Origin of the sequence: Actinoplanes sp. HUAS TT8 (assembly GCF_051380535.1) — a bacterium.
GTDB lineage: Bacteria > Actinomycetota > Actinomycetes > Mycobacteriales > Micromonosporaceae > Actinoplanes.
This window is the reverse complement of sequence record NZ_CP195646.1, coordinates 1,205,235-1,231,980: the sequence shown is the minus strand read 5'-3', so window position 1 is coordinate 1,231,980 and position 26,746 is coordinate 1,205,235. Positions and strand designations below refer to the sequence as shown.

General features: G+C 70.6%; 23 protein-coding genes. 14 read left to right on the top strand and 9 right to left on the bottom strand.

The window, feature by feature from the left end; all coding sequences use genetic code 11:
* Positions 1-22: 22 nt before the first annotated feature.
* Positions 23-865 carry a polyphosphate--glucose phosphotransferase gene (gene ppgK / locus ACSHV8_RS05435; protein WP_436529991.1) on the top strand — a complete coding sequence of 281 codons (843 nt, stop codon included), beginning with the start codon at positions 23-25 and terminating at the stop codon, positions 863-865.
* Entirely contained in the window at positions 865-1,332 is a 468-nt protein-coding gene (locus tag ACSHV8_RS05430; protein ID WP_436529990.1) for a PPOX class F420-dependent oxidoreductase, read from the top strand. The genes ppgK and ACSHV8_RS05430 overlap by 1 nt, the downstream gene beginning before the upstream one ends.
* 193 nt (positions 1,333-1,525) lie before the next feature.
* On the opposite strand, the gene ACSHV8_RS05425 is transcribed toward ACSHV8_RS05430, so the two are convergent.
* Entirely contained in the window at positions 1,526-2,128 is a 603-nt protein-coding gene (locus ACSHV8_RS05425; RefSeq protein ID WP_436529988.1) for a hypothetical protein, read from the bottom strand.
* Positions 2,129-2,222: 94 nt separating this feature from the next.
* On the opposite strand from ACSHV8_RS05425, the gene ACSHV8_RS05420 reads away from it, so the two are divergent.
* The 5 genes from ACSHV8_RS05420 (at position 2,223) to glgB (ending at position 10,356) form a co-directional block, all read left to right on the top strand.
* Entirely contained in the window at positions 2,223-2,981 is a 759-nt protein-coding gene (locus ACSHV8_RS05420; protein WP_436529986.1) for a spermidine synthase, read from the top strand.
* 154 nt (positions 2,982-3,135) lie between these two features.
* Entirely contained in the window at positions 3,136-5,100 is a 1,965-nt protein-coding gene (locus ACSHV8_RS05415) for an alpha-1,4-glucan--maltose-1-phosphate maltosyltransferase (RefSeq protein WP_436529984.1), read from the top strand.
* Between the two features lie 12 nt (positions 5,101-5,112).
* The gene (gene treS, locus ACSHV8_RS05410) at positions 5,113-6,870 is read left to right on the top strand and encodes a maltose alpha-D-glucosyltransferase (RefSeq protein ID WP_436529982.1); all 1,758 of its coding nucleotides are present in this window, start codon (positions 5,113-5,115) and stop codon (positions 6,868-6,870) included.
* Positions 6,867-8,180: a maltokinase N-terminal cap-like domain-containing protein gene (locus tag ACSHV8_RS05405; RefSeq protein WP_436529981.1), complete on the top strand. Its 1,314-nt coding sequence runs from the start codon at positions 6,867-6,869 to the stop codon at positions 8,178-8,180. Before treS ends, ACSHV8_RS05405 begins: the two co-directional genes overlap by 4 nt.
* Before the next feature lie 70 nt (positions 8,181-8,250).
* Positions 8,251-10,356 (top strand): 1,4-alpha-glucan branching protein GlgB, encoded by a 2,106-nt coding sequence (gene glgB / locus ACSHV8_RS05400; protein WP_436536689.1) that lies wholly within the window; start codon positions 8,251-8,253, stop codon positions 10,354-10,356.
* Positions 10,357-10,528: 172 nt separating this feature from the next.
* Here the strand turns inward: glgB and ACSHV8_RS05395 are convergent, their stop codons facing one another.
* The gene (locus tag ACSHV8_RS05395) at positions 10,529-11,074 is read right to left on the bottom strand and encodes a GNAT family N-acetyltransferase (protein ID WP_436529979.1); all 546 of its coding nucleotides are present in this window, start codon (positions 11,072-11,074) and stop codon (positions 10,529-10,531) included.
* 37 nt (positions 11,075-11,111) lie between these two features.
* Between ACSHV8_RS05395 and ACSHV8_RS05390 the strand changes: the two genes are divergently transcribed.
* Complete coding sequence (locus tag ACSHV8_RS05390) at positions 11,112-11,360, top strand: hypothetical protein (protein WP_436529977.1); 249 nt, start codon at positions 11,112-11,114, stop codon at positions 11,358-11,360.
* Complete coding sequence (locus tag ACSHV8_RS05385) at positions 11,354-11,671, top strand: type II toxin-antitoxin system PemK/MazF family toxin (RefSeq protein ID WP_436529975.1); 318 nt, start codon at positions 11,354-11,356, stop codon at positions 11,669-11,671. The genes ACSHV8_RS05390 and ACSHV8_RS05385 overlap by 7 nt, the downstream gene beginning before the upstream one ends.
* A gap of 64 nt (positions 11,672-11,735) precedes the next feature.
* Here ACSHV8_RS05385 and ACSHV8_RS05380 read toward each other — a convergent pair whose 3' ends face one another.
* Complete coding sequence (locus tag ACSHV8_RS05380) at positions 11,736-14,018, bottom strand: discoidin domain-containing protein (RefSeq protein WP_436529973.1); 2,283 nt, start codon at positions 14,016-14,018, stop codon at positions 11,736-11,738.
* Between the two features lie 37 nt (positions 14,019-14,055).
* Complete coding sequence (locus ACSHV8_RS05375) at positions 14,056-14,775, bottom strand: PP2C family protein-serine/threonine phosphatase (protein WP_436529972.1); 720 nt, start codon at positions 14,773-14,775, stop codon at positions 14,056-14,058.
* A gap of 223 nt (positions 14,776-14,998) precedes the next feature.
* Here ACSHV8_RS05375 and ACSHV8_RS05370 point away from each other — a divergent pair, with 223 nt between their 5' ends.
* A complete protein-coding gene (locus tag ACSHV8_RS05370) occupies positions 14,999-17,440 on the top strand; it encodes a Tex family protein (RefSeq protein WP_436529970.1) in 2,442 nt (813 codons plus the stop codon).
* 34 nt (positions 17,441-17,474) lie between these two features.
* Here the strand turns inward: ACSHV8_RS05370 and ACSHV8_RS05365 are convergent, their stop codons facing one another.
* On the bottom strand, positions 17,475-19,325 hold the full coding sequence (locus ACSHV8_RS05365) for a serine/threonine protein kinase (protein ID WP_436529968.1): 1,851 nt from the start codon (positions 19,323-19,325) through the stop codon (positions 17,475-17,477).
* A gap of 226 nt (positions 19,326-19,551) precedes the next feature.
* On the opposite strand from ACSHV8_RS05365, the gene ACSHV8_RS05360 reads away from it, so the two are divergent.
* Positions 19,552-19,800 (top strand): PspC domain-containing protein, encoded by a 249-nt coding sequence (locus tag ACSHV8_RS05360; protein ID WP_436529966.1) that lies wholly within the window; start codon positions 19,552-19,554, stop codon positions 19,798-19,800.
* Positions 19,801-19,810: 10 nt separating this feature from the next.
* Positions 19,811-20,080 carry a hypothetical protein gene (locus ACSHV8_RS05355; protein ID WP_436529964.1) on the top strand — a complete coding sequence of 90 codons (270 nt, stop codon included), beginning with the start codon at positions 19,811-19,813 and terminating at the stop codon, positions 20,078-20,080.
* Here ACSHV8_RS05355 and ACSHV8_RS05350 read toward each other — a convergent pair.
* From ACSHV8_RS05350 to ACSHV8_RS05340, 3 genes are read right to left on the bottom strand one after another with little or no spacing between them, the layout of a single operon-like run.
* Complete coding sequence (locus ACSHV8_RS05350) at positions 20,077-20,592, bottom strand: redoxin domain-containing protein (RefSeq protein ID WP_436529962.1); 516 nt, start codon at positions 20,590-20,592, stop codon at positions 20,077-20,079. The genes ACSHV8_RS05355 and ACSHV8_RS05350 overlap by 4 nt on opposite strands.
* On the bottom strand, positions 20,592-22,070 hold the full coding sequence (locus ACSHV8_RS05345) for an NADH-ubiquinone oxidoreductase-F iron-sulfur binding region domain-containing protein (RefSeq protein WP_436529960.1): 1,479 nt from the start codon (positions 22,068-22,070) through the stop codon (positions 20,592-20,594). The genes ACSHV8_RS05350 and ACSHV8_RS05345 overlap by 1 nt, the downstream gene beginning before the upstream one ends.
* A complete protein-coding gene (locus ACSHV8_RS05340; RefSeq protein WP_436529958.1) occupies positions 22,067-23,761 on the bottom strand; it encodes a translation initiation factor III in 1,695 nt (564 codons plus the stop codon). The genes ACSHV8_RS05345 and ACSHV8_RS05340 overlap by 4 nt, the downstream gene beginning before the upstream one ends.
* 376 nt (positions 23,762-24,137) lie before the next feature.
* Between ACSHV8_RS05340 and ACSHV8_RS05335 the strand changes: the two genes are divergently transcribed.
* Both ACSHV8_RS05335 and ACSHV8_RS05330 read left to right on the top strand, forming a co-directional pair.
* Positions 24,138-24,944 (top strand): hypothetical protein, encoded by an 807-nt coding sequence (locus tag ACSHV8_RS05335; RefSeq protein WP_436529956.1) that lies wholly within the window; start codon positions 24,138-24,140, stop codon positions 24,942-24,944.
* Between the two features lie 105 nt (positions 24,945-25,049).
* Positions 25,050-25,685: a DUF3455 domain-containing protein gene (locus tag ACSHV8_RS05330; protein WP_436529954.1), complete on the top strand. Its 636-nt coding sequence runs from the start codon at positions 25,050-25,052 to the stop codon at positions 25,683-25,685.
* Between the two features lie 286 nt (positions 25,686-25,971).
* On the opposite strand, the gene ACSHV8_RS05325 is transcribed toward ACSHV8_RS05330, so the two are convergent.
* Entirely contained in the window at positions 25,972-26,694 is a 723-nt protein-coding gene (locus tag ACSHV8_RS05325; protein ID WP_436529952.1) for a PP2C family protein-serine/threonine phosphatase, read from the bottom strand.
* Between the last annotated feature and the right edge of the window lie 52 nt (positions 26,695-26,746).

The following is a 26,746-nucleotide window of genomic DNA, read 5'->3' as shown; positions in this document are numbered from 1 at the left end:
GCATGAAGACGGGAAGACACGGATGACCATCCTCGGCATCGACATCGGCGGCTCAGGCGTCAAGGGGGCGCCGGTCGACACGGTGCGCGGCGAGTTGCTCGCCGAGCGTTTCCGCGTGCCCACCCCCCAGCCGGCCGACGTGGAGAGCGTGGTGGACGCGGTCGCCGAGGTGGCGGCCACGTTCGAGGGCTACGACAGCGTCGGCGTCACGTTCCCCGGCGTGGTCGTCGACGGCGTGACCCGCACGGCGGCGAATGTGCACAAGTCCTGGATCGACGCGCCGGCCGCGCAGCTGTTCACCGAGCGGCTGGGCAAGCCGGTCACGGTGCTCAACGACGCCGACGCGGCCGGGGCGGCCGAGGTCGCGTTCGGCGCCGGCCGCGACCAGTCCGGCCTGATCATGATGGTGACGCTGGGCACGGGCATCGGCACCGCCCTGTTCCTGGACGGCGTGCTCCTGCCGAACACCGAGCTCGGCCACCTGGAGATCGACGGGAAGGACGCGGAGCTGATCGCGTCCGACCGGATCCGTGAGGCCGAGGACATGAGCTGGGAGAAGTACGCGCACCGGGTCAGCAAGTACCTGCGTCACGTCGAGATGCTGCTCTCCCCGCGGCTGTTCATCATCGGCGGCGGCGTGAGCAAGAAGGCCGACCGGTATTTCCCGCTGCTGGACATCAACACCCCGGTCGTCGCGGCCACGCTGCTGAACAACGCCGGCATCATCGGCGCGGCGGTCTCGGCCGAGCAGGCCACGACCGGTCACGGCGGGCAGCACCCGGGCGCGGTCCCGGTGGACGCCGGCCGGGCGGGCGAGCCGGGGGCGGCCGAGGCGCACACGGTGAACGCGGCGGAGGCGCACTGATGGCCCGCACGATCGCCACCAACACCCGGGCGAGCCGGGCCGAGCTGGTCGAGTTCCTGCGCCCGCGGCATCACGCGATCCTGATGACGGTCCGCAAGGACGGGCGCCCGCAGTCGTCGCCGAACACGTGCGGCGTCGACACCGAGGGCCGGATCGTGATCTCCAGTTATCCGGAGCGGGCCAAGGTCGCCAACCTCCGGCGGGATCCGCGGGTCACCATCTGCGTGCTCTCGGACGAGTGGAACGGCCCGTGGGTCCAGGTCGACGGGACGGCCGAGGTGATCGACCTGCCCGACGCGGTCGAGCCCCTGGTGGAGTATTTCCGGGTCATCTCCGGTGAGCACTCGAACTGGGACGAGTACCGGCAGGCCATGGTCGACCAGGGCAAGTGCCTGATCCGCGTCACGATCGACTCGTGGGGCCCGATCGCCACGGGCGGTTTCCCGGCCCGCCTGGCCGACAGCTGACCCGAGACGGTCAACCGGCAAAGCGGATAAAGACTGGCAAAGGCCACAGGGCCGGCATCCCCCCAGGAGGAAAAGGGGATGCCGGCCCTGCGGTTCCAACCCTTGTCGCAGGGGGTCAGGCGCACTGTCCGGCGGGCGCGAGGAACGCCCCAGCACGCCGAGCGACGAGGGTGGGTGAGGGGTCTCTTACGCCTCAGGCGGCGCGGTCGCCGCCCAGCGGGGCCAGGCCGTCGGCGACGACCTCGGCGTCGAGCAGGTAGAGAAGCGTGTCGCGGTGCATGGCCGCGATCGGCTCCAGCAGGTCCGGGTGGCGCAGCAGGGTCGCGGCCTCACGGTCGCGGACGTCCGGCTGCAGCAGGCGGCGGAACTCGCTGGGCAGGCCGCCCGGGCGGCGGGCGTGCGGGCGTGGGCGGGGCTCGGGCACCGGCATCGCGGCGATCACCGCGTCCACGCCACGGCGGGCCAGCATCGGGTCGGCCAGCAGGCACGCGGCCCAGCTGACGACCACCTCGTCGACCCAGGTGCGCCAGCCCTCGCCCTCGGCGAACTCGTCCTCGGGCTCGCTGCCGGCCTTCCAGTCGAGCAGCGCCGAGCCGCCCGGACCGGCGATGGCGACCAGCGCCGCGTCGATCTCGGTCGGGTAGCGCAGCCAGGCGGCGACCGTGATCGCCTGCCGGGCCTGCAGTTCGGAGAGCGTGTGCGCGACCGTGTTCGACTCCCCACCCGGGTACGCCCGCGCCAGCCAGTGGGTGCTGGCGGCGATCACCGGGGACAGTGCGGTCGACGGTCCGGCCACGACGTACTCCTCATCGAAAAGGCGCTGCCGGTGTTCGGCTCGCTTCGAGGGGATAACTCGGTCGCCCGGACGGGCCCTTGAGTAGGGTTCCTCGATGGCAACGCACGGCAACCGACGCACTCCCGAGAGCGTGGAGCTGGTTCCCGACCCGGCCCGGCCGACGGGCTGGACGCTGATGGTGGACGGCGTCCCGCAGTCATATGTCGACGTGGCCGATCCGGAGCACCTGGAACTCGCCTACGTCCGGGTGATCGCGCGGGCGCTGAGGGCCCGGAACGCCGTACCGGAAAGCATTTTGCATCTGGGTGGGGGCGGGCTGACCGTGCCGCGCCTGGCGGCCCGGTGGTGGCCGGAGGCCGCGCAGACCGTGGTCGAGATCAACCGGGATCTGGTCGATCTGGTCCTGCGGACGATCCCGCCGGCGCGGCCGGTGGCCGAGATCGTCGTCGGGGACGCGCGGGAGGCGGTCGAGGCCACCCCCGATCGGGTGTATGACGTGATCGTCGCGGATGTTTTCGACGGCGCCGCGATGCCGCCGCATCTCGGTACGGTGGAGTTCTCGCGGCATCTGCGGCGGGTCCTGAGGCCGCAGGGCCTGCTCGTGATGAACGTGACCGACGTGCCCCCGATGGCCTTCACGAGGATCCAGGTGGCCACCGTGGCCGCCGCGTTCGACGAGGTAGGACTGATCGGTGAGGTCCCGGTGCTGAAGGGACGCCGCGCCGGCAATCTGATCTTGCTCGCCGGAGCCGTTCCCTCGCTGCGGGTGAGCCGCGGCGAGCGCCTGTTGCGGGAAGGTGAACTTGTCGTGTTTTCCAGCGGCGCGCGGCCCCGTACGGATGCGAAGGCATAGGTCGGGTCCGGTAGGTTGAAAAGGCATCGGCGATCGGCCGTTTTCGCGGCACCCCCAAGTTTCAGAATCTCCACTCCGGAGAAGTCATAGGACGACGGCGGTGGTTTTTCCGGTCGCCGGGTCCTACTGAGCCCCTCTGACTACGGTGGAGATCATGACCGGTCGCTTCCCCATCGAAGACGTGACGCCGGCCGTGTCCGGTGGCCGCTACCCCGCCAAGGCGGTGGTCGGCGAACTAGTACCGGTTTCCGCGGTGTCCTATCGCGAAGGTCACCACGCGCTGGGTGTGAACGTGGTATGGCGCGGCCCGGACGGCGAGACCCAGCCGTTCACCCGCATGACGCCCGGCGCGCCGGGGCTGGACCAGTGGCACGCGACGATCCGGCCCGACCACGTGGGCCGCTGGACGTTCACGGTGGAGGCCTTCGACGATCCGTACCGGACGTGGCGCGACGCCGTGGTGAAGAAGATCGGCGCCGGGCAGGGGGCCGAGGACCTGGCCAACGATCTCGCCGAGGGCGCCGACGTGCTCGACCTGGCGACCAAGATCGTGCCGGCCGAGCACGAGGAGCGGGTCCGCGACGCGGCCGCCGCGCTGCGTGATCAGCAACGGTCACTGTTCTCCCGGGTCACCCCGGCCCTCGATCTCGAGGAGCTGCTCTGGCACAACCCGGTGCGCCAGCTGGTCACCACCACCCGCTCGTTCGCCGTCTGGGCCGACCGGGCGCGCGCCCTGTACTCGGCGTGGTACGAGTTCTTCCCGCGCTCCGAGGGCGCCGAGATCGGACCGGACGCCACACCGATCAAACACGGCAATTTCCGTACGGCGATGAACCGGCTCCCGGCCGTCGCCGAGATGGGCTTCAACGTCGTCTACCTGCCGCCGATCCACCCGATCGGCAAGATCAACCGCAAGGGCCGGAACAACACGCTCGTGGCCCGGCCCGAGGACGTCGGCTCGCCCTGGGCGATCGGCTCGGACGAGGGCGGGCACGACGCGATCCACCCGCAGCTGGGCACCCTGGAGGACTTCGTCGCGTTCCGCGAGCGGGCCGAGGAGCTCGGCATGGAGGTCGCGCTCGACCTCGCGCTGCAGGCCGCGCCCGACCACCCGTGGGTGAAGGAACACCCGGAGTTCTTCACCACCAAGGCCGACGGCACGATCGCCTACGCCGAGAACCCGCCCAAGAAGTACCAGGACATCTACCCGATCAACTGGGACAACGACTACCGCACGCTGCGCGACGAGGTCTACCGCGTGGTCATGCACTGGGTGAACAACGGCGTGCGGATCTTCCGGGTCGACAACCCGCACACCAAGGCGGTCAACTTCTGGCAGTGGCTGATCCCCAAGGTCAAGGAGACCCACCCGGACGTGCTGTTCCTGGCCGAGGCGTTCACCCGGCCGGCCATGATGAACGGGCTCGGCAAGATCGGCTTCACGCAGTCGTACACGTACTTCACCTGGCGCACCAGTGCGGCCGAGATGCGTGAGTACATGGAGACGCTGCTGACCACGATCGACTGGATGCGGCCGAACTTCTGGCCCAACACCCCGGACATCCTGCACGAGTCGCTGCAGCACGGCGGCCCGCCGATGTTCAAGATCCGCGCGGTGCTGGCCGCCATGCTCACCCCGTCCTGGGGCATGTACTCGGGGTACGAACTGTTCGAGCACGTGCCGCGGCCGGGCTCGGAGGAGTACATCGACAACGAGAAGTTCGAGCTCAAGCCCCGCGACTACGCGGCCGCCGAGCGGGCCGGCCGGTCCCTGGCGCCGTACCTGACCAAGCTGAACCGGATCCGCGAGCAGAATCCCGCCCTGCACTGGCTCCGCAACCTGCGCTTCCACGAGATCGACAACGGCGCGCTGCTGTGCTTCTCCAAGCGCGACGCCGACACCGGCAACACCGTGCTGGTGATCGTCTCGTTCGACTCCACCAACGTGCAGTGGGGCAACACCACTCTCGACATGCCGGCCCTGGGCCTGGACTGGCACGAGAAGTTCACCGTGGTCGACCAGATCAGCGGTGCCACGTACGAGTGGGGGCAGTACAACGCGGTCCGGATCGACCCGTACGTCGAGCCGGCGCACATCTTCGTGGTGCAGGCGGGGTAGGGGGAACACCTGATGGACTTGACGAGCGAGCACGACCCGGCCGAGGGAAGTCACACCGAGGACGGGGTGGTCGAACACCCGGAGTCCTCCGACTTCGGTCACGCCCGGGCACTGCCGGCCGATCGCACCTGGTTCCAGCGCGCGGTCTTCTACGAGGTGCTGGTCCGCGCGTTCTACGACTCGGGCTCGGACGGCGGCGGCGACCTGCGCGGTCTGATCGAGCGCCTGGACTACCTGCAGTGGCTCGGCGTCGACTGCCTGTGGCTGCCGCCGTTCTACGACTCGCCGCTGCGCGACGGCGGCTACGACATCCGCGACTTCTACAAGGTCCTGCCCGAGTTCGGCACGGTCGACGACTTCGTGGCGCTGCTCGACGCGGCCCACAAGCGCGGCATCCGGGTCATCACCGACCTGGTCATGAACCACACCTCGGACTCGCACCCGTGGTTCCAGGCGTCGCGCCACGAGCCGGACGGGCCGTACGGCGACTTCTACGTCTGGAACGACACCAGCGAGAAGTACCAGGACGCGCGGATCATCTTCGTCGACACCGAGGAGTCGAACTGGACGTTCGACCCGGTGCGGCGGCAGTTCTACTGGCACCGGTTCTTCTCGCACCAGCCGGATCTCAACTACGAGAACCCCAAGGTGCAGGAGGCCATGCTGGACGTGCTCCGGTTCTGGCTGGACCTGGGCATCGACGGCTTCCGGCTGGACGCGGTCCCCTACCTCTTCGAGGAGGAGGGCACCAACTGCGAGAACCTGCCGCAGACGCACGCGTTCCTCAAGCACTGCCGCAAGGTGATCGACGACGAGTTCCCGGGCCGGGTGCTGCTGGCCGAGGCGAACCAGTGGCCGGCCGACGTGGTGGAGTACTTCGGCGACGCCAAGTCGGGCGGCGACGAGTGCCACATGGCGTTCCACTTCCCGCTGATGCCGCGCATCTTCATGGCCGTACGCCGGGAATCCCGTTTTCCGATCTCGGAGATCCTGGCTCAGACGCCGGCCATCCCGGAGAACACCCAATGGGGCATCTTCCTGCGTAACCATGACGAGCTCACGCTCGAGATGGTCACCGACGAAGAGCGCGACTACATGTACTCGGAGTACGCCAAGGATCCGCGGATGAAGGCCAACGTCGGCATCCGCCGCCGGCTGGCCCCGCTGCTGGAGAACGACCGGAACCAGATCGAGCTGTTCACCGCCCTGCTGCTGTCGCTGCCCGGTTCGCCGGTGCTCTACTACGGCGACGAGATCGGCATGGGCGACAACATCTGGCTGGGCGACCGGGACGGCGTGCGCACCCCGATGCAGTGGACGCCGGACCGCAACGCCGGCTTCTCGACCGCGACTCCCGGCCGCCTCTACCTCCCGGTCAACCAGGATCCGGTGTACGGATACCAGGCGGTCAACGTCGAGGCCCAGCGCGACAGCGCGACGTCGCTGCTCAACTGGACCCGGACGATGCTGGCGGTGCGCCGGCGGCACGAGGCGTTCGCCGTCGGGACGTTCCGCGAGCTCGGCGGCTCCAACCCCTCGGTGCTGGCCTACCTGCGGGAGTACGGCGACGACGTGGTCCTCTGCGTCAACAACCTGTCGCGGTTCCCGCAGCCCATCGAGCTCAATCTGCAGCACTGGAACGGGTACACCCCGGTGGAGCTGACCGGCCACGTGAACTTCCCGCGGATCGGTCAGTTGCCGTACCTGCTCACCCTTCCGGGCCACGGCTTCTATTGGTTCCAGTTGTGCGGGTCCGAGGAGAAGCAATGACGCTGCCCTACTCAGAGTGGTTACCGAAACAACGCTGGTACGCGGGCCGCAGTCGCGTGCTCGCCTCCCTGAAAGAAGCGTCCAGCACCCCGCTGGGCGAGGATCTCGAACTGGTGCTGCTCGACGTCTCGTACACCGACGGCAGTTCCGAGCGGTACCAACTGATCGTCGGCCGGGGCGCCGAGCTGCTGCCCGAGTACGCGAGCGTGGCCACCATCGGCACCGACGAGCAGGGCCGGCCGGCGTACGACGCCCTCTACTCCCCCGAGGCCGCCCGGTACCTGCTGGGCCTGGTCGACGCGTCCGAGCCGGTCGGTGACCTCACCTTCCAGAAGGAACCGGGCGCCGAACTGCCGCTGGACCTCTGGCCGCGGGTGTTCGACGCCGAGCAGAGCAACACCAGCGTGATCTTCGAGCAGGACGCCATCCTCAAGGTGTTCCGCCGGGTCACCTGCGGCATCAACCCCGACATCGAACTGAACCGGGTGCTCGGCCGCGCGCAGAACCCGCACGTGGCCAAGCTGCTCGGCTCGTTCGAGACCACCGACGACGCCGGGCAGTGCTCGCTCGGCATGGTCACCGCCTACGCGGCCAACTCGGCCGAGGGCTGGGCGATGGCCACCGCGTCGGCCCGGGACCTGTTCGCCGACGCCGAGTTCCGCGCCGACGAGGCCGGCGGGGACTTCCAGGGCGAGTCGTACCGGCTCGGCGAGGCGGTCGCGTCGGTGCACCTGACCCTGGCCGAGGAACTGGGGGCCGGCCCGTCGCCGTTCCCGCTCGACGCCGTACTGGCCCGGCTGCGCACGGCGGCCAACGCGGTGCCCGAACTGCAGCAGTACGTGCCGGCCATCACCGCCCGGTTCGAGAGCCTGACCGGGCGGGAGGTGACCGTCCAGCGCGTACACGGTGACCTGCACCTCGGCCAGGTGCTGCGCACCCCCGAGGCCTGGCTGCTCATCGACTTCGAGGGCGAGCCGGGCCAGCCGCTGGACGAGCGCCGGCTGCCCGACTCCCCGCTGCGCGACGTGGCCGGGGTGCTGCGCTCGTACGAGTACGCGGCGTACCAGCTGCTCGTCGACCAGGACGACGACGAGCACCTGGCCGCCCGCGCCCGCGAATGGGTGGACCGCAACCGGGCCGCCTTCTGCGACGGGTACGCGCACGCGGCCGGCGTCGACCCCCGCGCCGAGGAGACGCTGCTCGCGGCGTACGAACTGGACAAGGCGGTCTACGAGGCCGCCTACGAAGCCCGGCATCGGCCCGGGTGGCTGCGGATCCCCCTCCGCTCCATCGCCCGGCTGGTCGGCTGACCCCCTAATGTCAGAGGAAGCGAAGATGATCGGGCACACCACCTCTCGCCTGGCCGCCGACGAGCGGGCCATGAACGCCGTGATCGCCGGCGACACGCACGATCCGCACGCCGTCCTCGGGGCGCACCCCGGCGGGGGGCACACCGTCATCCGTACCCTGCGCAAGGGCGCCAAGCAGGTGACCGTCCTGCACGAGGACCAGCGGTACGAGACGACCCAGGTCCACCCGGACGGGATCTTCGCGGCCGAGCTGCCCGGGACCGTCCTCGACTACCGCCTCGACGTGGACGGGACCCAGTTCGACGACCCGTACCGTCACCTGCCCACCCTGGGCGAGCTGGACCTGCACCTGATCGGCGAGGGCCGGCACGAGAAGCTGTGGAAGGTGCTGGGCGCGCAGCCGCGCGGCACCGGGGTGGCGTTCGCGGTGTGGGCGCCGAGCGCCCGCGGCGTGCAGGTCGTCGGCGACTTCTCCGGCTGGGGCCCGTACGACGGGTGGCCGATGCGGTCGCTCGGCTCCAGCGGGGTGTGGGAGATCTACGTCCCGGCCGCGCACACCGGCACCAAGTACAAGTTCAAGATCCTGGGCCGGGACGGGCAGTGGCGCGAGCACGCCGACCCGCTCGCCCAGCACACCGAGATCCCGCCGGCGACCGCGTCCGTGGTGTTCCAGACCGAATACCAGTGGCAGGACGAGCAGTGGCTGCGCGACCGCGCGACCAAGGCGTGGCACCAGGAGCCGGTCAGCTGCTACGAGGTGCACCTCGGCTCGTGGCGCCCGGGACTCTCCTACGTCGAGCTCGCCGAACAGCTGGTCGACTACGTCGTCGAGACCGGCTTCACCCACGTCGAGCTGATGCCGGTGATGGAGCACCCGTTCGGCGGGTCGTGGGGCTACCAGGTGACGGGGTACTTCGCCCCCACCTCCCGGTTCGGCAACCCCGACGAGTTCCGGTACCTGGTCGACAAGCTGCACCAAGCCGGGATCGGCGTGATCCTCGACTGGGTGCCCGCCCACTTCCCCAAGGACGAGTGGGGCCTGGCCCGTTTCGACGGCACCCCGCTCTACGAGCACGGCGACTGGCGGCGCGGCGAACACCCCGACTGGGGCACGTACGTCTTCGACTTCGGCCGCAAGGAGGTCCGGAACTTCCTGGTCGCCAACGCGCTCTACTGGTGCGAGGAGTTCCACGCCGACGGCCTGCGCGTCGACGCCGTCGCGTCCATGCTGTACCTGGACTACTCCCGCAAGGACGGCGAGTGGACCCCGAACCAGTACGGCGGCCGGGAGAACCTGGACGCGATCAGCTTCCTGCAGGAGATGAACGCGACCGTCTACAAGAACCACCCCGGCGTCGTCACCATCGCCGAGGAGTCCACCGCCTGGCCCGGCGTCACCCGCCCCACCCACCTGGGCGGCCTCGGGTTCGGCTTCAAGTGGAACATGGGCTGGATGAACGACACCTTGAACTACATGGTCAAGGAGCCGATCTACCGCCAGTGGCACCACCACCAGATGACGTTCGCGACCGTCTACGCCTGGAGCGAGAACTACATCCTGCCGATCAGCCACGACGAGGTCGTGCACGGCAAGGGTTCGCTCACCGGCAAGATGCCCGGCGACCTGTGGCAGAAACTGGCCAACACCCGGGCCCTGCTCGGTTTCATGTGGGCCTTCACCGGCAAACAGCTGCTGTTCATGGGCGCCGAGATGGGCGACCTGCGCGAGTGGAGCGAGGAGCGCGGCCTCGACTGGGCGCTGCTCGAAGACCCCCAGTTCGGCGGGATCAAAGGCCTGATCACCGACCTGAACCGGGTCTACAAGGAGACGCCGGCGATCTGGACGCAGGACACCAGCCCGTCCGGCTTCCGCTGGATCACCAGCGACGACTCGCAGCACAACACGTTCTCGTTCCTGCGCTTCGCCCCGAACGGCGACCCGATGGCCTGCATCGTCAACTTCGCCGCCGTCCCGCACGAGAACTACCGCATCGGCCTGCCCCGCGCCGGCCGCTGGCAGGAAGCCGTCAACACCGACAGCGAACTGTACGGCGGCTCGGGCGTCGGCAACATGGGCGTCGTCCAGGCCGAGGACATCCCCTGGCACGGCTTCGACCACTCGGCCGCCCTGCGGGTCCCCCCGCTCGGCGCCCTCTGGCTCAAACTCGAGAAGTGACCTGATCACCCACGGCTGCGCGGAAACAACACCCGCAGCCGTGGGTGCTCCCCCGCCCGCGACCAGTCCGGCGGGCGCGGATCGTGACGCCGCCGGAAACCTCGCTCCTCCAGCGCCGCGGCCGGCACCTCGCCGTCCTCGTCACCGGAATGGCGCGCATCCCGTCACGGGGCTACGACATCTCCCGGGACAGCCACTCCGGGGCGAGGAGGCCGAAGAGCAGGTCGTCGGTCCACTCGCCCTTGATGAACGTCTGCTGCCGCAGCAGACCCTCGCGTGTGAACCCCAGCCGCGTCATCAGGGCCGCCGACGGCGTGTTCCGCGCGTCGCACTCGCCCATCACCCGGTGCAACCCCTGCAGACGGAACAGACGGTCCAGGACGGCGCTCACCGCCTCCGTCGCCAAACCCATCTTCTGGTACGGCGTGGCCAGCGTGAACCCGATCTCGGCCTGCTTGAGGTTGTCGTGCAGCCGGACCGCCACGTCCCCGACCAGGGTGCGCTCGGCGGCCAGCTCGATCGCGTACTGGAACCAGCCCGGCTCGTCGGGTGAGCTCGCGGCGAAGTTCCGTACGGCGAGCTCGGCCTTCTCCAGGGGGAAGGGCGCGTCCCAGGACTGGTAGCGCGCCACCTCCGGATCCGACCGGTACTCCGCCAGCGTCGCCGCGTCGGAGGCCCGGAATCGCCGCAGCACCAGTCGTTCCGTCGCCAACAGCACCTGCCGAGGATACGAGGTTCCTCGGTAGGATCAAAGTATGACCGTGAAGCTGAGCATCAGCGTCCCCGACGACGTGGCCGCCTACCTGCAGAGCAGCGGAAACGCCTCGGCGACGGTGACCGAGGCGGTCCGGCGCGTGCTGCCCGACGCCCGGCGTCACCGTCGGCGGGCCGCGGCCCGGGCCTTCGGCGAGTTCGTCCGGTCCCGCACCCCGGAGCAGGCCGCGGCCGACCGGGATCTGATCGAGAGCAGCAACGACATCGCGTTGCGCGACGCCGCGTGGTGAACCGCGGCCAGATCTGGACCCTGCTGCGCGGCGGCGCGCAGCATCGCGTGCTGGTGATCAGCAACGACGAGTACAACAGCGTCGAGGAGCTGGCGATCTGGGCACTCGCGGTGGTCCGGGAGGTCCCGCACCCGAATCATCTCGCGGTCCGGCTCGAACCCGGCGATCCGCTCGCCGGCGCTTTCGTGCGGATCCACAGCGTGGTGCAGATCCTCGACCGATCCGCGCTCCGCGACAATCACGGCTACGTCTCGCACTCGACCATGACCGCCGTCGAGGAGGCCGTCCGCGAGTTCCTCGACCTACCGTGACCGCTCACCCCGACCGGCCTGCGGCCGGGGCGCGAACGCCCCGGCCGCAGGTGATCGGTATCGGTCAGGAACTGAGCAGGACGTCGTCGAAGACGATCTGGTCGCCGACGGTGGCGGTGCCGCTGCTGGCGAACGAGTAGCCGAGCAGCCCGGTCGTGCCGGCCTTGGTCGGCGGGACGGACGTGGCGATCACGGTGCCGCCGACGCTGACCGTGGCGCTGGTCGTGCTCGCCTGCACCTTGATCGTGCTCCACTTGCCGACCGGGACGACGCCCGCCCCGGTGAGCGCGACCCAGGCCGAGCCGGTGTAGCGGGCCAGGCTGCCGTCGGCGCGGGACGCGAAGTGGTAGGCGTCCACGGTCGTACCGTCGGAGGCCTTGCCCTGGATGTCGAAGAGGAACGCGTTGGTCAGGGTGACCGGTTCGGCCCGGAATTCCAGGGTCCGGGTCGGGCTGGTCGCCGTCACCGGCCACACCGCCTTGGCCATGGCGTCGGCCGCGGTGTCGTTCAGGCGCAGGGCCCGGCTGCTGCCGTCGACGCCGCTACGGGTCACCCAGGTCTGGGAGAGCTGGGTGAAGCCGCGCGGGCGGTTGTTGACCGGGTCGTTCTCGAACGAGTTGACGGTCGAGTACAGCTCCAGCTCGTTGAGGAACGCGGCCCCGTCGGCGCCGGCGTCGACGACCACCTTCAGGTAGCGGGCCTTGGCCGTGACCGTGAAGTACTCCAGCGCCAGGTGGGTCCGGTCGGCCGCGTCGACGATCGGGGTGCCCCAGTTCACGCCGTCGGTCGAGGCGTAGACCCGGCCGGAGGCGAGTGTCCCGTTGCGCAGGCTCAGGCCGAGCCGGGTCAGCTGGTACTCCCGGTCGAGGGTGATCGTGTACGTGCCCGGCCCGTCGGTCCGGACGGCGCTGGACCAGTAGTCGGTGCTGCCGTCGAACGCGCCGGCCGGGCCGGTGCGCGGCCGGCCGTCCGGGTGGGCCTCCATGTCGGTGCTGACCTGGATCTGGCCGAGGCGGTACTTGGTGGCCAGGTCGATCTTGCCGACGTCCGGGGTGAGCACGTCGGCGAACCGGCGCCAGATCCGGCGGCCGTCGTCGACGGTGTAGCCGCTGTCCCCGACCGGGCAGGACCAGGTGATGTCGCAGTTGTCGCCGACCTGCAGCACGCGGTTGCTCTCGACCGAGGCGAGCGCGGTGTTGCCGGTGGAGCCGTGCAGGCGGTACCCGTCGGTCGGGCAGTTGCGGTAGGTGAGCTGGCCGACCCAGCCGGTGCCCAGCCCGTTGGTGGAGATCGCCACCCAGTTGTCCGGCCGGCCGGCGCTGAGCACCATGACACCGTTGGGCATCAGCTGCAGTTGCGGGAAGACGCCGAGCAGTTTGGGCTTGGCGTCGTCGTACTGGTCGTAGCCGTTCGGGAAGGAGACGGCCAGGTTCTGCAGGGCCGCCCAGGTGGCGCCGCCGTCGGTGGAGGTGGTCCAGCGCGGGGTGTCGAGTTCGTTGAAGTTCGTGCCGTTCCACACGTGGTGGCGGACGACCGAGAGCAGTTTGCCGCTGGGCAGGGCGGCGACGGCAGCCTCCGGGTAGCTGTTGGCGCCGGTGCTGTCGTACGCGATCGTGCCCCGGGTGGTGAAGCTCCCACCGCCGTCGGTGCTGGCCGCCACGTACGACGAGATCTGCTGGTAGCGGCCGGGCGCGGGGTGGCTCGCGCCGAACTGGATGTAGTAGCTGACCAGCACCGTGCCGTCGCCGAGCTGGAACGGGGCGCCGTGGGTGCGGATGCCGCCGTCGAGCGGGATGCTCAGCTGGATGATGGTCGGCGAGGTGACCCAGTTCGTGCCGCCGTCGGTGGACCGGTACATCTGGAAGGTCGCCGAGCTCGTGGTGGTCGACGTCGGGATGAAGTCGATGCCGAGCAGCGTCCCGTCGCGCAGCTGGGTGGTGGGCACGCCCGGCGTGCCGGTCAGGGTCGCGGCCGGGAAGGTCTGGCCGCCGTCGACCGAGGTGACCTGGGCCGGCGGGGTGCGGTCGGAGCCGACGTCCTGCCCGCGGGCGAACGTGGTGGTCACCGTCCGGCGCGGGCTGCCGTCGGCGTTCACCGTGTCGCGGGCGCTGACCTTGGGGAACGCGGCCTGGGCACCGTCGCTGAACACCGTGCCGAGGTCGCCGACGTTGAGCACATAGCCGGTGGCGCTGGGCCCGACGTCGGTGGTGGGCGAACTGTTGACAGGGGTCTTGCAGGTCGTGTCGTTCGAGGTCGCCGCCTGGGCCGGGCCGGGTGACAAGGTCATCCAGCCGGACACCGCCGCGACGACCCCGGCAGTCAGAGCTCCCGTGATTCTGCGTGACATGAGCAGAATCTACGGGAGTCGATCAAGCAGCGGTCACTCAGACCTCGACCACATCGGCGATGATCACGGTGACGTTGTCCGGGGCGCCGTTCTCCAGCGTCCGGTTGATCAGCTCGGCCGCGCACGTACGCCGATCGGGGTTGTCCCGGAGGGTCTGGGCGATCACCGCGTCCTCCACGTAGTCGGAGAGGCCGTCGCTGCAGAGCAGGTACCGATCGGCGACGCGGGCCGGGATCATCCGCCCGGCCGGGCGGAACGGGCCACCCTGCACGGCCTGGGTGACCAGGGCCCGCTGCGGGTGCCGCCGGGCGTCGTCGGGCGTCAGAACACCCTGATCAACCAAGGCCTGAACGTACGTGTCATCGCGCGTGAGCTGCTGGAACTCGCCGTCGCGGAGCAGGTAGCACCGGGAGTCGCCGACGTTGAGGGCGGCCAGCCGCTCGCCGGAGAGCAGCAGCGCGGTCACCGTCGTGCCCATGCCGTCGCGGGCGTCGTCCTCGGCGACCGACTTCTCGATCTGCTTGTTCGCGACCTGGAGGGCCTCGATCAGATCCTGCAACGGTTCGCCGGTGTCCGGCTTCTGGTCGACCTCGCCGAGGACCTGGACCAGGATGTCGCTCGCCAGTTCACCGGCGGGCAATCCACCCATGCCGTCCGCGACAACGAAGAGGCGATTTCCGACGAAAACCGAGTCTTCGTTGTTGGACCGGACCAGGCCCTGATCAGTGGCGGCGACCGCCCGGACAGCAAGCGTCATGTAGCAACAATGCCAAAGCCGTAAAGGGTTGTCTCTAGTAAACGCCCACCTCCACGCGTGCGGCGTCTGATCCAAAAGCGTTTCCGCAGGTCGCGACGGTGCACCCGGCCGGGCGGTTCGCGCGGGGGCTGGGCGCGTCGCGGCCGCCCTACGAGTGATCATCGGGCGCGGTGTGTGCGGGGCGGCGCGACAAGGCCCGGCCGCCTCGGTAACAATCGTCGGCGTGACGACAGCGATCCATCAGCGCATTGCCTCCGAGCTCGGGGTCCGCGAAGGGCAGGTCACCGCCGCGGTCGAACTGCTCGACGGCGGCGCCACCGTGCCGTTCATCGCCCGCTACCGCAAGGAGGTGACCGGCACGCTCGACGACGCCCAGCTGCGCACGCTCGAGGAGCGCCTGGGTTACCTGCGCGAGCTGGAGGAGCGCCGCGCCGCGGTGCTGGAGTCGATCGGGGCCCAGGGCAAGCTGGACGACGCGCTGCGGCAGCAGATCCTCGAGGCCGACACCAAGGCCCGGCTGGAGGACATCTACCTCCCGTTCAAGCCGAAACGCCGCACGAAGGCGCAGATCGCCCGTGAGGCCGGCCTGGAGCCGCTGGCCGACGGTCTGCTGGGCGACCCCACGGTCGACCCGAAAGCGGCCGCTGAGGCGTTCGTGGACGCCGAGAAGGGGGTCGCCGACGGGCAGGCCGCCCTGGACGGCGCCCGGGCCATCCTGATCGAGCGGTTCGCGGAGGACGCCGACCTGATCGGTGAACTGCGCGAGCAGATGTGGACGCGGGGCCGGCTGGTCGCCAAGGTGCGCGACGGCAAGCAGACCGACGGCGCGAAGTTCTCGGACTACTTCGAGTTCGGTGAGCCGTACTCGAAGCTGCCCTCGCACCGCATCCTGGCCATGCTCCGCGGCGAGAAGGAGGAGGTCCTCGACCTCACCATGGAGCCGCACCCGGAGGAGGACGAGGGCTACTTCGAGGGCCGCATCGCCGGGCGCAACAACATCACCGATCTGAAGCGGCCCGGCGACAAGTGGCTGGTCGACACGGTCCGCTGGGCGTGGCGCACCCGGATCCTCATCCACCTCGGCGCCGACCTGCGGGTCCGGCTGCGCGAGTCGGCCGAGGAGGAGGCGGTTCGCGTGTTCGCCGCCAACCTCCGGGACCTGCTGCTCGCGGCTCCGGCCGGGACTCGCGCCACGATGGGGCTGGACCCCGGATTCCGTACGGGCGTGAAGGTCGCCGTCGTCGACGCCACCGGCAAGTGCGTCGACACCGCGGTGATCTACCCGCACGTGCCCCAGAACAAGTGGGACGAGTCGATCCACAAGCTGGCCGCGCTGGCCTCCAAACACAACGTCGAGCTGATCGCGATCGGCAACGGCACCGCGTCCCGGGAGACCGACAAGCTCGCCACCGAGCTGATCAAGAAGCACCCGGACGCGAAGCTGACCAAGGTCGTGGTCTCCGAGGCCGGTGCCTCGGTCTACTCCGCCTCGGCGTACGCGTCGCAGGAGCTCCCGGGCATGGACGTGTCGCTGCGCGGCGCGGTCTCGATCGCCCGCCGCCTGCAGGACCCGCTGGCCGAGCTCGTCAAGATCGACCCGAAGTCGATCGGTGTCGGGCAGTACCAGCACGACCTCTCCGAGGTGAAGCTGGCCCGCTCCCTCGACGCGGTCGTCGAGGACTGTGTGAACGGTGTCGGCGTCGACGTCAACACCGCCTCGGCCCCGCTGCTGACCCGGGTCTCCGGCATCACCGCCGGCCTGGCCGAGAACATCGTGATGCACCGCGACCAGAACGGCCCGTTCAAGAACCGCAACGAGATCAAGAAGGTCGCCCGGCTCGGCCCGAAGGCGTTCGAGCAGTGCGCCGGCTTCCTGCGGATCCGGGACGGCGAGGACCCGCTCGACTTCTCCAGCGTCCACCCGGAGTCGTACGCGCTGGTCCGCACGATCGCGGCCGACGCCGGCGCCGACATCAAGGCCCTGATCGGCAACAGCCCGCTGCTCAAGGGCATCCGGCCGGACAAGTTCGTCACCGACACGGTCGGCCTGCCGACGATCACCGACATCCTCAAGGAGCTGGAGAAGCCGGGTCGTGACCCGCGTCCGGCGTTCACCACGGCCACGTTCGCCGAGGGCGTGGAGAAGATCGCCGACCTCAAGCCCGGCATGATCCTGGAGGGCCAGGTCACCAACGTGGCCGCGTTCGGCGCGTTCGTCGACATCGGCGTGCACCAGGACGGCCTGGTCCACGTCTCGGCCCTCTCCGAGAAGTTCGTGCAGGACCCGCGCGAGGTCGTGAAGTCCGGTGACGTGGTGAAGGTCCGCGTCCTCGAGGTCGACCCGGTCCGCAAGCGGATCTCGCTGACCATGCGGCTCTCCGACGAGCCGAACCGTAACCGCCCGCCCCGCGAGGAGCGCGGCGGCCAGGCCGGTCAGGGTGGCCCGGGCGGTGGCCAGGGCGGCCAGCGCGGTGGTCCGCGGGGCGGTCAGGGTGGCGGCCAGCGCGGTCAGGGTGGTGGCGGCGGCCAGCGCGGCGGTGGCCAGGGCGGCCAGCCGCGTCAGGGCGGCGGCCAGCGTGGCGGCGGCAGCGGCGGGGGCGGCAACAGCTTCGGCAACAGCGCCATGGCCGACGCCCTGCGCCGCGCGGGCCTGGCCAAGGACTAGACGAGCGTGATCGGTGGTGGGGGCGGAACCGCCCTCACCACCAGATCTTGACGTCCGAGAACGCGACCTCGAACGGCCCGGTCCCACCGGTCTCGTCGTCCGAGACGCCCAGCACGATCCGCCCCTTGGTCAGCGTCGGCTCGGTCAGCGCCAGCGTCCCGATCCGCTGCCCGTCCTGGCTCACCTCGACCGCGTTGCCGGTCACCCGCAGCCCGATCCGGGCCGGGGTCGCCGCGTAGATCCCGATCGGCTTGCTCAGCTGCAGGGTGTCCTTGAGGACCAGGTCGTCGTTGGTGTGCACGCTCAGGTAGGCGGACTTCTCGCAGATCCGCATCTGATAGCCGCCCGGCTGCCCGTCGAACGCCTTGTCGGCGAAGTGGAACCAGATCGCGGCGCAGCTGTGCGCGATGTCCAGGCGCACGCCGACCTCGACGTTCATGTCGCCCGACACGTCCTTCGGCCCCTTGCAGCGGAACGTGCCCGCGGTCTCCCGCCGGGCGACCAGCCGATCCGGGGCGAAGGCGCAGCTGGCCTGCTCACCGGCGAGCGAGGTCGGCTGCCAGAGCCCGGCCGCGGACAGCTTGTCGGCGATCCTCGGCACCGGTGCCGTGCTCGTCGGCTCCAGGGAGGGCGACACCGCCGACGGGCCGCCCGACGGCGAGGCACTCGTCTCGCCGAACCGGTCGCGCAGCAGGAAGCCGATCATCGCCACACCGGCGGCGATGATCAGGACGGTCAGCACGACCAGCAGTGTCGGCAGGATCCGCCGGCGGGGGCGGCCGATCACCGGCACACCCGTCGATGTGAGGTCGGTCACCGCCTCGATCGGCACGGTGACGATCGAGTTCTCGCTGTAGCCGACCAGGCCGGGCGGGATGTCCAGGGTCGACGCGGGCGCGAGCGCGGCGGCGGCCACCCGGGTCGACGGGGCGCCGGTGTCCGAGGGCAGCGCGAAACCGGTCACGGCCTGCGCCTCGGCCGCGGCCGCGCGCAGGTCGGGCTGGTCGGCCAGGGCCGCCGCGACGGCCACCGGGCGGTCACCGGAGATCAGCAGGTCGAGCAGCTCACGGGCGCTGGGCCGGTTCGCCGGGTCCTTCTCCAGGGCGTGCGCGACCAGGTCGCGCAGCGGCTGGGAGAGGCCGTCCAGGCGGGGCGGCTTGGTCAGGATGCGGGCGGCCGTGGCGGTCGGCGAGTCGGCGTAGAACGGGGTCCGGCCGGTTCCCGCGTACGTCACCACGCCGCCCCAGGCGAACACGTCGGCGGCCGGGGTGACCACCGGCACGTCGGCGTCGGTGTCGAAGCGCTCGGGGGCCATGTAGGCGACCGTGCCGACCATCTGGTCCGGCCGGGTGTTGCCGCTGGTCGCCGACATGGCCCGGGCGATCCCGAAGTCGATCACCTTGGGGCTGCCGGGCGCGAGCAGCACGTTGCGCGGCTTGAGGTCACGGTGGATCACGCCGGCGCCGTGGATCGCGGTCAGCGCGGTGGCCACCCCGATCGCCACACTGTGCAGGTTGGCCGAGGTCAGCGGACCGCGCTGCTCGACCACCTCGGCCAGGGTGGGCCCGTCGACGAACTCGACCACCAGGTAGGGCTGCTCGTGATCCGGGTCGGCATCGAGCACCTCGGCGGTGCAGAACGGCGGCACCTGCCGGACCCGCTCCACCTCGCTGCGGAAGCGGCGGCGGAACTCGTCGTCGTGGGCCAGGTCGACGCGCACGACCTTGACCGCGACCAGGATCTCGCTGTTCTTCTTCCGGCCGAGGTAGACGGTCCCCATGCCGCCCTCGCCGAGCCGCCCGAGGACCTCGTAGTCGCCGAGCTCGCGCGGATCGTGCGGACGCAACGGTTGCGTCCTCTCGCCCGGCACCGTGCTGTCGACCATGCTTTTCCTGCCCCCCAGGTTCTCGCTCGCAGAACTGTATCGGGGCGGCTCACTCTTCAGCAGTCCCGGTGCCTGCTTGCGACCGAACCGTCATGGACAACCCTGAGATCGGGGTCGGGGATCGATCCGGGCCTTGCCGGATGGAAACCGTGGCACCCGGGTAGCACTCTTAGGACATCACCTCCTCACGACGAGGGGGACGACCCAAGAAAGTGGGAGACCCGCCATGAACGCCGTGCACGACACGATGGCTCGCCAAGGCCTGGTCCGCCCCCGTGACGGCCGCATGCTCGGTGGCGTCTGCGCGGGCCTGGGCCGCCGATTCGGGCTCGACCCGTGGATCGCCCGCCTGCTCTTCGTGCTGATCCTGTTCGTCATCCCGGGCAGCCAGATCCTGGTCTACCCGCTGCTCTGGGTCCTGATGCCGGCCGAGGAAGCCGTCTACAGCGCGCCGGCCCCGCCGACCACCTGGTGACCCCGGCATCATGACGATCGTCGGCACTCTCGTCGTCGAGGGACCCCCACGGTCCCTCGCCACGCTCGCCCGCGCCGTCCCGATCTCGGTCGACGGCGCGGTCAAGGGCCAGGTCCGGGCCGGGAAACGGCTCACGCTGGCGCTCGCGCCGGGCTCGCACACGATCCAGGCGGGCGGCGGCCCGGCGTTGCCGGTCCGGCTCGGGCCGGGCCTGACCACCCACGTCCGGGTCGAGCGGGACGCCGCCGGCAAGCTGCACCTCGTCGAGGCGCCCCTCTAGCCGACCAGCTTCTTCAGCGCCCCGGTGAGCGCCAGATCGTCCAGATAGCTGCGGGTGACGATCTTGCCCGCGGCGTCCAGCAGCACGTACGTGCTCTGTTCGAGGATCGTGAACTTCTTCCAGATCGTCAGTTCCGGATCGTTGAGGTGGGTCACGTTGCCCACCTCCATGTCCGACACGAACTCGCGCATCGCCTTCGCCGTGCCCATCCCGGCGATGCCCAGGAACGCGATCCGCCCGGCGTACTCGTCCTCGAAGTCCCGGACCGACTGCGCCTCCCCGGCGCAGGTCGCGCACCAGGGAGCCCAGAACCAGAGGACCGCCGGCTTCCCGGCCAGCTGTGAGGCGTCGTAGGGGGCGCCCGCCAACGTCGTACCGGAGAAATTCAGCGAATCCGGAACCGAGGCGGACCCGGCGGCGGCCGGCTGCCTTGTCGCCGCCGGCGACGAGCCGCACGCGGCCAGTGCCAGGGCGAACGGGAGCGTCAGCAGGCCGCGCCGGGTCGTCGTCATCAGTGCGCCGACGTCGCCGGGTCGATCAGGCGCAGGGCCAGCGCCGGGCACACGTTGACCGCCTTGCGGGCGCCGTCCTCGAGCCACGGCGGCAGCGGCGTCTGCGGGAACGCCGGGAAGCCGTTGTGGTCGAGCCGGATGATCTCCGGGGCGACCGCCGAGCAGAGTCCGTGCCCGTCGCACCGCGACCAGTCCAGGGCCAGCTTCCTGGCGCCCTTCTCGGCCGTGTACGGCAGCGGCAGGATGCCCTTGGTCTGCTTGCCGCAGCCCTCGCCGTTGGCGTGCGCCTCGACGTCCTTGTGGAACACCTCGAGCGCGGACAGCGCGAACCGCGACGTGCCGTCCGGGTGGCTGCACGCGCCCCGGCCCTTGACCAGGCCGGCCGCCTGCCGCACCTGTTCCAGGGCGGAGCCGCCGAGCGACACCAGGGTGACCGCGCGGGCCAGGTCGGGAAGGCCGAGCCGGCACGGGCCGCACTGGCCGGCCGACTCGCCGGCCAGGTACTGCACGACCTGGGCGACCTCGCCGAGCGCGCACGTCTTGGAGCCGATCGGGATCAGCATGCCGGCGCCGAGCGTGCCGCCGACCTTGGCGAACCCCTTGCGGGAGATCGTCACGGTCTGCGCCTGCTCGGCGGTGATCCATTTGCCGTGGTAACCGCCGACCAGCAGGCCCGGGCCGATGTCGGCGCCGCACATGGTCAGCACGTCCATCAGCGGGGTGCCGCTGGGTGCCTCGACCACCGCGGGGGCGCTGGACGCGCCGCCGACGGTGAGCATGACCGTGCCCGGCTCCTCGGGGATGCCGACCGAGTTGTACTCCCACGGCCCGAGCCGGGCCGCGATCGCCAGCTGCGAGTACGTCTCGGCGTTGGAGAGCAGGGTCGGCAGCCCCATCACGCCGTTGTCGCTGGACCGGACCTTGCGGCCGGGCGGGATGTGCGCCTCGCCGTTGATGCCGCGGACCAGCGCGCCGCCCTCGCCGGAGATGAACCGGTGCGGGACCGTGACGATCCGGGTCGGGCAGGGCATCTTGCGCTCGGCCAGGGCGGCCATCAGCGAGTTCTGCCCGATGCCGTCGTCGGCCACGCCGATGACGATCTCCTCCGCGTCCAGGGCGGCGGCCGCGAGCGCGGCGCCGTCCAGGATGAGGTGCGGGCTGCGGGTCAGGATCGCCTTGTCCTTCCAGGACGGCGGCTCGCCCTCGGTGGCGTTGACCACGATCACCGGGGGCAGGTCCTGGCGCTTGCAGGAGTCGATGACGGCGCGCACCTTGCGGGCGAACGGGAAGCCCGCGCCGCCACGTCCGCGCAGCTCGATGCGGTCGGTGAGACCGATCAGCTCACCGGAGGACAGGGCCGCGAACCCGCCGTGCACCTCCTGGTGCGCCTGCAGGTCGAGACGGCCGTACTCGTCGTAGCCCGCGGTGATCCGCGGGACGCCGATCGACGTGACCGGGGGAACCTGTGCGGTGCTCAATTCCGGTCACCACGCAGCTGCGAGAAGTACGACTCGTCGTCGTCGCGACCCCGGCCGCGGGGGGCGGCAGCGCCGCCCGGGTCGGCCGGCGCCCGGCGGGAGCGGCGGGCGTCGACCAGGGTGTCGTCGTCCGCGTACTGCCCTTCGGCCAGGTCGACGAACTGGCTGCGGCTGTGCCGCCCGTCGTCGGCCCGGCGACGGCCACCGCTGCGGGGCTCGTCGTCGTCCTCGTAGCGCGGGGCGCGCTGGCGGGGCACGTCCTCGTAGCGCGGCTCGTCGTCGGCGCGGCGACGGCCCCGGGACCGGTCGTCCTCGTAGACGTCGTCCTCGGCGTACCGGCGCATGCGGGTCTGGGTGTCCTCCAGCCGCATCCGCGTGCCGGTCTCGCTCAGGTCGTCCCGGCGCATCCGGGTGCCGGTCTCGGACGGGTCGTCCCGGCGCATCCGGGTGCCGGTCTCGGACAGGTCGTCGCGGCGCATCCGGGTCCCGGTCTCGTCGGGCCGCAGCCGGGTGCCGGTGTCCTCCATCGACGTGCGGGACCGGCGGGGGCGCGGCTCCTCCTCGTCGTCGGCGAAGCGGCGGCTGCGTGGGCGCGGGCCGTCGTCGTAGTAGTCGTCGTCGCGGCGGCGGGCCCGCGGGGCCGGCTCCTCGTACCGGTCGTCCTCGAACTCGCGGCGGGACACGGCCCGGGTCGGCTCGTCGAAGCGGTCCTCGTCCGACCGGCGCTGGCGCGGGGCGGGCGCCTCCAGCTCGCGGCGGTCGGCGACCGGCTCGGGGATCATCGGGGCGACGGCCGGGCTGACCGGAGCGGCGGCCGGCGGGGCCGGGGGCGCCGCCGGGACCCAGTTGTTCACGGCCGGGGCGGCCTGGACCAGTTCGCCGCCGGCCTGCTCACGACCACCACCCCACCGGTTGCGGGGCGCGGCCGTGGTCGGCACGACCGCGCTGGTGGCCGGCTTGGCCGCGCCGACACCGGCCGCGGACGAGAAGTCCTTGCGGCGGTTGAGGCTGACCGAGAGCCGCACGGCCAGGCCGATGAGCACGAGCAGGACGCAGATGACATAGCTGACGATGACGTAGGTCTTCGCCGCGCGACCGGCGCTCAGGCCGTGGACCAGGGCGATCGGCCACATCAGGTAGGACACCGAGTGGATCGCGCGCCACATCCACGGCTTGCCGCGGCCGATGAACCGGGCGCGGGCCAGTCCGCTCCACATCACCAGCACCATGATGTAGCCGGAGATCTGACCGAAACCGATGAACAGCGTGTTGGTCGGCGTGATGAACGGGATGAAGATGTCGATCACGCGGATGTGCGACTCGACGGTCTTGGTCCACAGGTGGAACGCGAGTGACGCGATCGCCATCACGCCGGTGGTCCGGTGGGTCGACTGCAGGAACACGCGCTGCCTGATGGAGAGGACCAGGCGGTCGGTGGAGACCAGGCCGACCATGATGGTGATCGAGAGCGATACAAGGGTGAGAACACCCATGTAGAACTCCGCGTACATGAAGAAGTAGACGTATCCCACACGGCCGGGTGCGGTCATCATCGCGACCGCCCAGATTGCCGCCAGGACGCTTACCACCAGCAGGATGACCGCGCCTGTGGGCACGTTACGGCTGCCGGTGGAGCCGATGTCGACCGCGACCCTACTCGCGGCGCCTTCTTTGTTCTTCGACCGGGCCATTGACTCCTCGTTTTCCGCAACGGTCACGTCCCATGGGCGGTGGGACGCCGGCGTCCGTGGGGAACGCCCCGTGCTCAAGTTGTTCCGGACCCGTCCGTGGCGTGCTTTCCCCTGCGTTGCCCCGGCCGTGTCCTCCCCGGATTACGTGCCGGGCGGGGCTTCGGATGAACGCGTGCGAAATTTCTGGGCGACTCTTTTTAGTGATCGCCTCACTACTTTTCGCACATGCCACTTGACCTGCGGGAATGACGGTTTTCCGGGGTTCTTAAGCAAGAAATAAGGTGCGCGATGGAGTGACCGCCGCCACCCGGTGAACCATTCGGCCCGGCTCGGCGAACTTAGTAGGTGAAGGGGACGTACGAGAAGGGGGATCGACGTGCGGCATCTCACCGCGCTGCTCGGGGCGACGCTGGCCGGTGCGGCACTGGGCGCCGGCGGCCTGACCGCGCCGGCCCGGGCCGACGTGCCGGGGTTCAGTGTTGCCATCACCACGCCCGCCACGTTCCAGGCCGGCGGTGGCGCGAAGACCGTGACCGCGGTCGCCACCTCGGATCAGGCGCGCTGCCGCAAGGTCCGCTGGACGCTCGTCGTCCGTGGCGGTGACGTCGCGCTGAACCAGATCCGGGTCGCCCGCTTCGAGGACAGCGGCGACTTCCCGACCCGGGTCAGCGTCCAGGGCGACACCGCGACCATCGTCGACCAGCAGCTCGACCCGGGCAACCTGTGCCGCAACCGTACGGTCACCGGCAAGTGGCAGGTCCAGTTCAGCGGCAACACCGGCGGCGAGGTCCGCTTCGAGGTCCGGGCCGACGACGCGCAGAACACGCGGCTCACCACCGGCAGCGCGACCACCGAGGTGACCACCAAGGTCGCCACCACCGCACCGACCCCGTCGCCCACGCCGACCCGCACCACGGCCTCACCCAGCCCGAAGCCGTCGGCCACCGAGACCGACGAGGACGAGCCGATCGACGCGACCGTCGAGCCGCCGATCAACCGCACCAGCGCGACGGCGCTCGTCCCGGCCTCCACCGACCAGAGCAACCTGCTCGGCCCCGGCCTGATCGTCGGTGGAGTCTTCTTCCTCCTCGGCCTGTTGCTGCTACTGCGCCTGCGGGCCCGGACGAAGGAGGCGCGCCGACAGGCCCGGACGTTGCCGACCGGTTTCTACACGATGCCGTAATCCGTCCGGTTATTCGCCTATTTCCGGGGTGGTTTGCGCCCTTTTGGGGGCTTTGGGGTCTACGGTGCTCCTACCGTGATCCACAACGCCACAGGGGAGGAATCCGTGACCCGCACCACGAAGATCGCCGGAGCGGTCGGCGCGCTCGCCCTCGCCTCCATCGCCGTACCCGCCGGCGTCTCCTTCGCCGGCACCGGCCCCTTCGCCGGCACCGGCCCCTTCGCCGGCACCGCCCGCCCGGCCACCGAGTCACCGGCCCGCCCGGCCACCACCCAGGAGGAGAGCTTCCTGGGCGGCGTCCCCCAGGTCCCGGACGCGCTGCGCCCACCGGCCGGCAACGAGCTGCACGCCGTGCTCAAGGCCCGCGGCGTCCAGATCTACCAGTGCAGACGCAGCACCTGGCAGGCCCTCGAACCGGCCGCCTCCCTCACCGGGGTCACGATGAGCCCGGTCAAGAAGGTCACCGCCGTCCACTTCCGCGGCCCGGCCTGGGTCTCCGACCAGGACGGCTCCATGGTCCAGGGCCTCGACCCGGTCACCGCCCCGTCGGCCGGCGCCGCCGACGCCCCGCAACTGCTCTACAAGGCCACCGGCAACCGCGGCGGCGGCCTGTTCGGCGCGGTCACCTACATCCAGCGCATCGCCACCCAGGGCGGCGCCGCCCCGGCCACGTCGTGCGGCGGCGACGACCCGGTCGCCATCCCCTACCACGCCGTGTACCGATTTTTCACGAAAAAATAGCCCTAAAATCTTTCATTGCCTATCTCCGCCGGGGTACAGACCGTCGCTCCCGCGGGGACCCTTCCGGGGCCCGCAGGGCGCTGGCGCGCCCAGAACGCGACCCCCTCCAGGGCGACGTCCGCGGTTGGTCACGGTTACCCCAAAACCCCACCACGGCGCCCGCCCCACGACCCTGAGCCCCCGGTCGGCTCCCCGAGGTGCCTCCCGCTCCCTGAGACACCGTAGGGGGCCGGTCGGACACCGCGAGCCGGCGCCGAGGGAGCCGCGACACACCCCTCACCACCAGCTAGGTGACGGTGAGGACTAGGGCGGTGGCGTTGTCGTGGCCGCCGGCGGTGAGGGTGGCGTCGAGCAGGGCCGGCACCGGGGTGGGGGCGGCCAGCAGCCGGGTCAGGGTTTCGTAGTCGAGCTGACCCGACACCCCGTCCGTACACAGGAGCAGACGGTCACCGGCGCGCAGCGGGACGTCGAGGACGTCCGGATCGGGGTGGTCCGGGTGGCCGGCGTAACGGGTCAGGCGGTAGCCGTCGGCGTGCGCGCGGGCGTCGGTCGCGGCGTACCAGCCGTGGATCAGCCCGAGCCAGGCCAGCGTGTGATCGACCGTGAGCAGTTCCAGGAGGCCGGCCCGGAGGCGGTACGCCCGGGAGTCGCCGAGCTGCACGATCCGCACGGAGCCGTCGGGGGCGGCGGTCAGCGCGGTCAGGGTGCATCCGGTCAGACCACGCAGGGTGCGGGCTTCCTGCCGTACGGCGAAATGCACTTGATCGACAGCGGCCCGGAGCGCGGCCGGGGAGGGACCACCGCATTCCCTCGCGAAGGTTTCGACGGCGAGACGACCGGCGGCCGCGCTGCCCTCCCCCGCGCCCATCCCATCGGCGACGATCGCGAGCGACCGGTCCGGGTCGAGGTGCACCACGTCGTAGTTGCGGTCGTAGTGGTTGCCGGTCACGCTCCCGGCCGCGCCCCGCACGATGCGCTCACCGATCCGCCAGACGACCTCACCGTCCACGCCCGCCCCCTTACCGCCCGAACAATGCGCCGCCGACTCGAACGAGACGCCG

Excerpts from the sequence above, each read along its gene's own strand:
- ppgK (WP_436529991.1), top strand. The coding sequence starts at position 23 with ATGACCATCCTCGGCATCGACATCGGCGGCTCAGGCGTCAAGGGGGCG.
- ACSHV8_RS05430 (WP_436529990.1), top strand. The coding sequence starts at position 865 with ATGGCCCGCACGATCGCCACCAACACCCGGGCGAGCCGGGCCGAGCTG.
- ACSHV8_RS05420 (WP_436529986.1), top strand. The coding sequence starts at position 2,223 with ATGGCAACGCACGGCAACCGACGCACTCCCGAGAGCGTGGAGCTGGTT.
- ACSHV8_RS05415 (WP_436529984.1), top strand. The coding sequence starts at position 3,136 with ATGACCGGTCGCTTCCCCATCGAAGACGTGACGCCGGCCGTGTCCGGT.
- treS (WP_436529982.1), top strand. The coding sequence starts at position 5,113 with ATGGACTTGACGAGCGAGCACGACCCGGCCGAGGGAAGTCACACCGAG.
- ACSHV8_RS05405 (WP_436529981.1), top strand. The coding sequence starts at position 6,867 with ATGACGCTGCCCTACTCAGAGTGGTTACCGAAACAACGCTGGTACGCG.
- glgB (WP_436536689.1), top strand. The coding sequence starts at position 8,251 with ATGAACGCCGTGATCGCCGGCGACACGCACGATCCGCACGCCGTCCTC.
- ACSHV8_RS05390 (WP_436529977.1), top strand. The coding sequence starts at position 11,112 with ATGACCGTGAAGCTGAGCATCAGCGTCCCCGACGACGTGGCCGCCTAC.
- ACSHV8_RS05380 (WP_436529973.1), bottom strand. The coding sequence starts at position 14,018 with ATGTCACGCAGAATCACGGGAGCTCTGACTGCCGGGGTCGTCGCGGCG.
- ACSHV8_RS05375 (WP_436529972.1), bottom strand. The coding sequence starts at position 14,775 with ATGACGCTTGCTGTCCGGGCGGTCGCCGCCACTGATCAGGGCCTGGTC.
- ACSHV8_RS05365 (WP_436529968.1), bottom strand. The coding sequence starts at position 19,325 with ATGGTCGACAGCACGGTGCCGGGCGAGAGGACGCAACCGTTGCGTCCG.
- ACSHV8_RS05360 (WP_436529966.1), top strand. The coding sequence starts at position 19,552 with ATGAACGCCGTGCACGACACGATGGCTCGCCAAGGCCTGGTCCGCCCC.
- ACSHV8_RS05355 (WP_436529964.1), top strand. The coding sequence starts at position 19,811 with ATGACGATCGTCGGCACTCTCGTCGTCGAGGGACCCCCACGGTCCCTC.
- ACSHV8_RS05350 (WP_436529962.1), bottom strand. The coding sequence starts at position 20,592 with ATGACGACGACCCGGCGCGGCCTGCTGACGCTCCCGTTCGCCCTGGCA.
- ACSHV8_RS05340 (WP_436529958.1), bottom strand. The coding sequence starts at position 23,761 with ATGGCCCGGTCGAAGAACAAAGAAGGCGCCGCGAGTAGGGTCGCGGTC.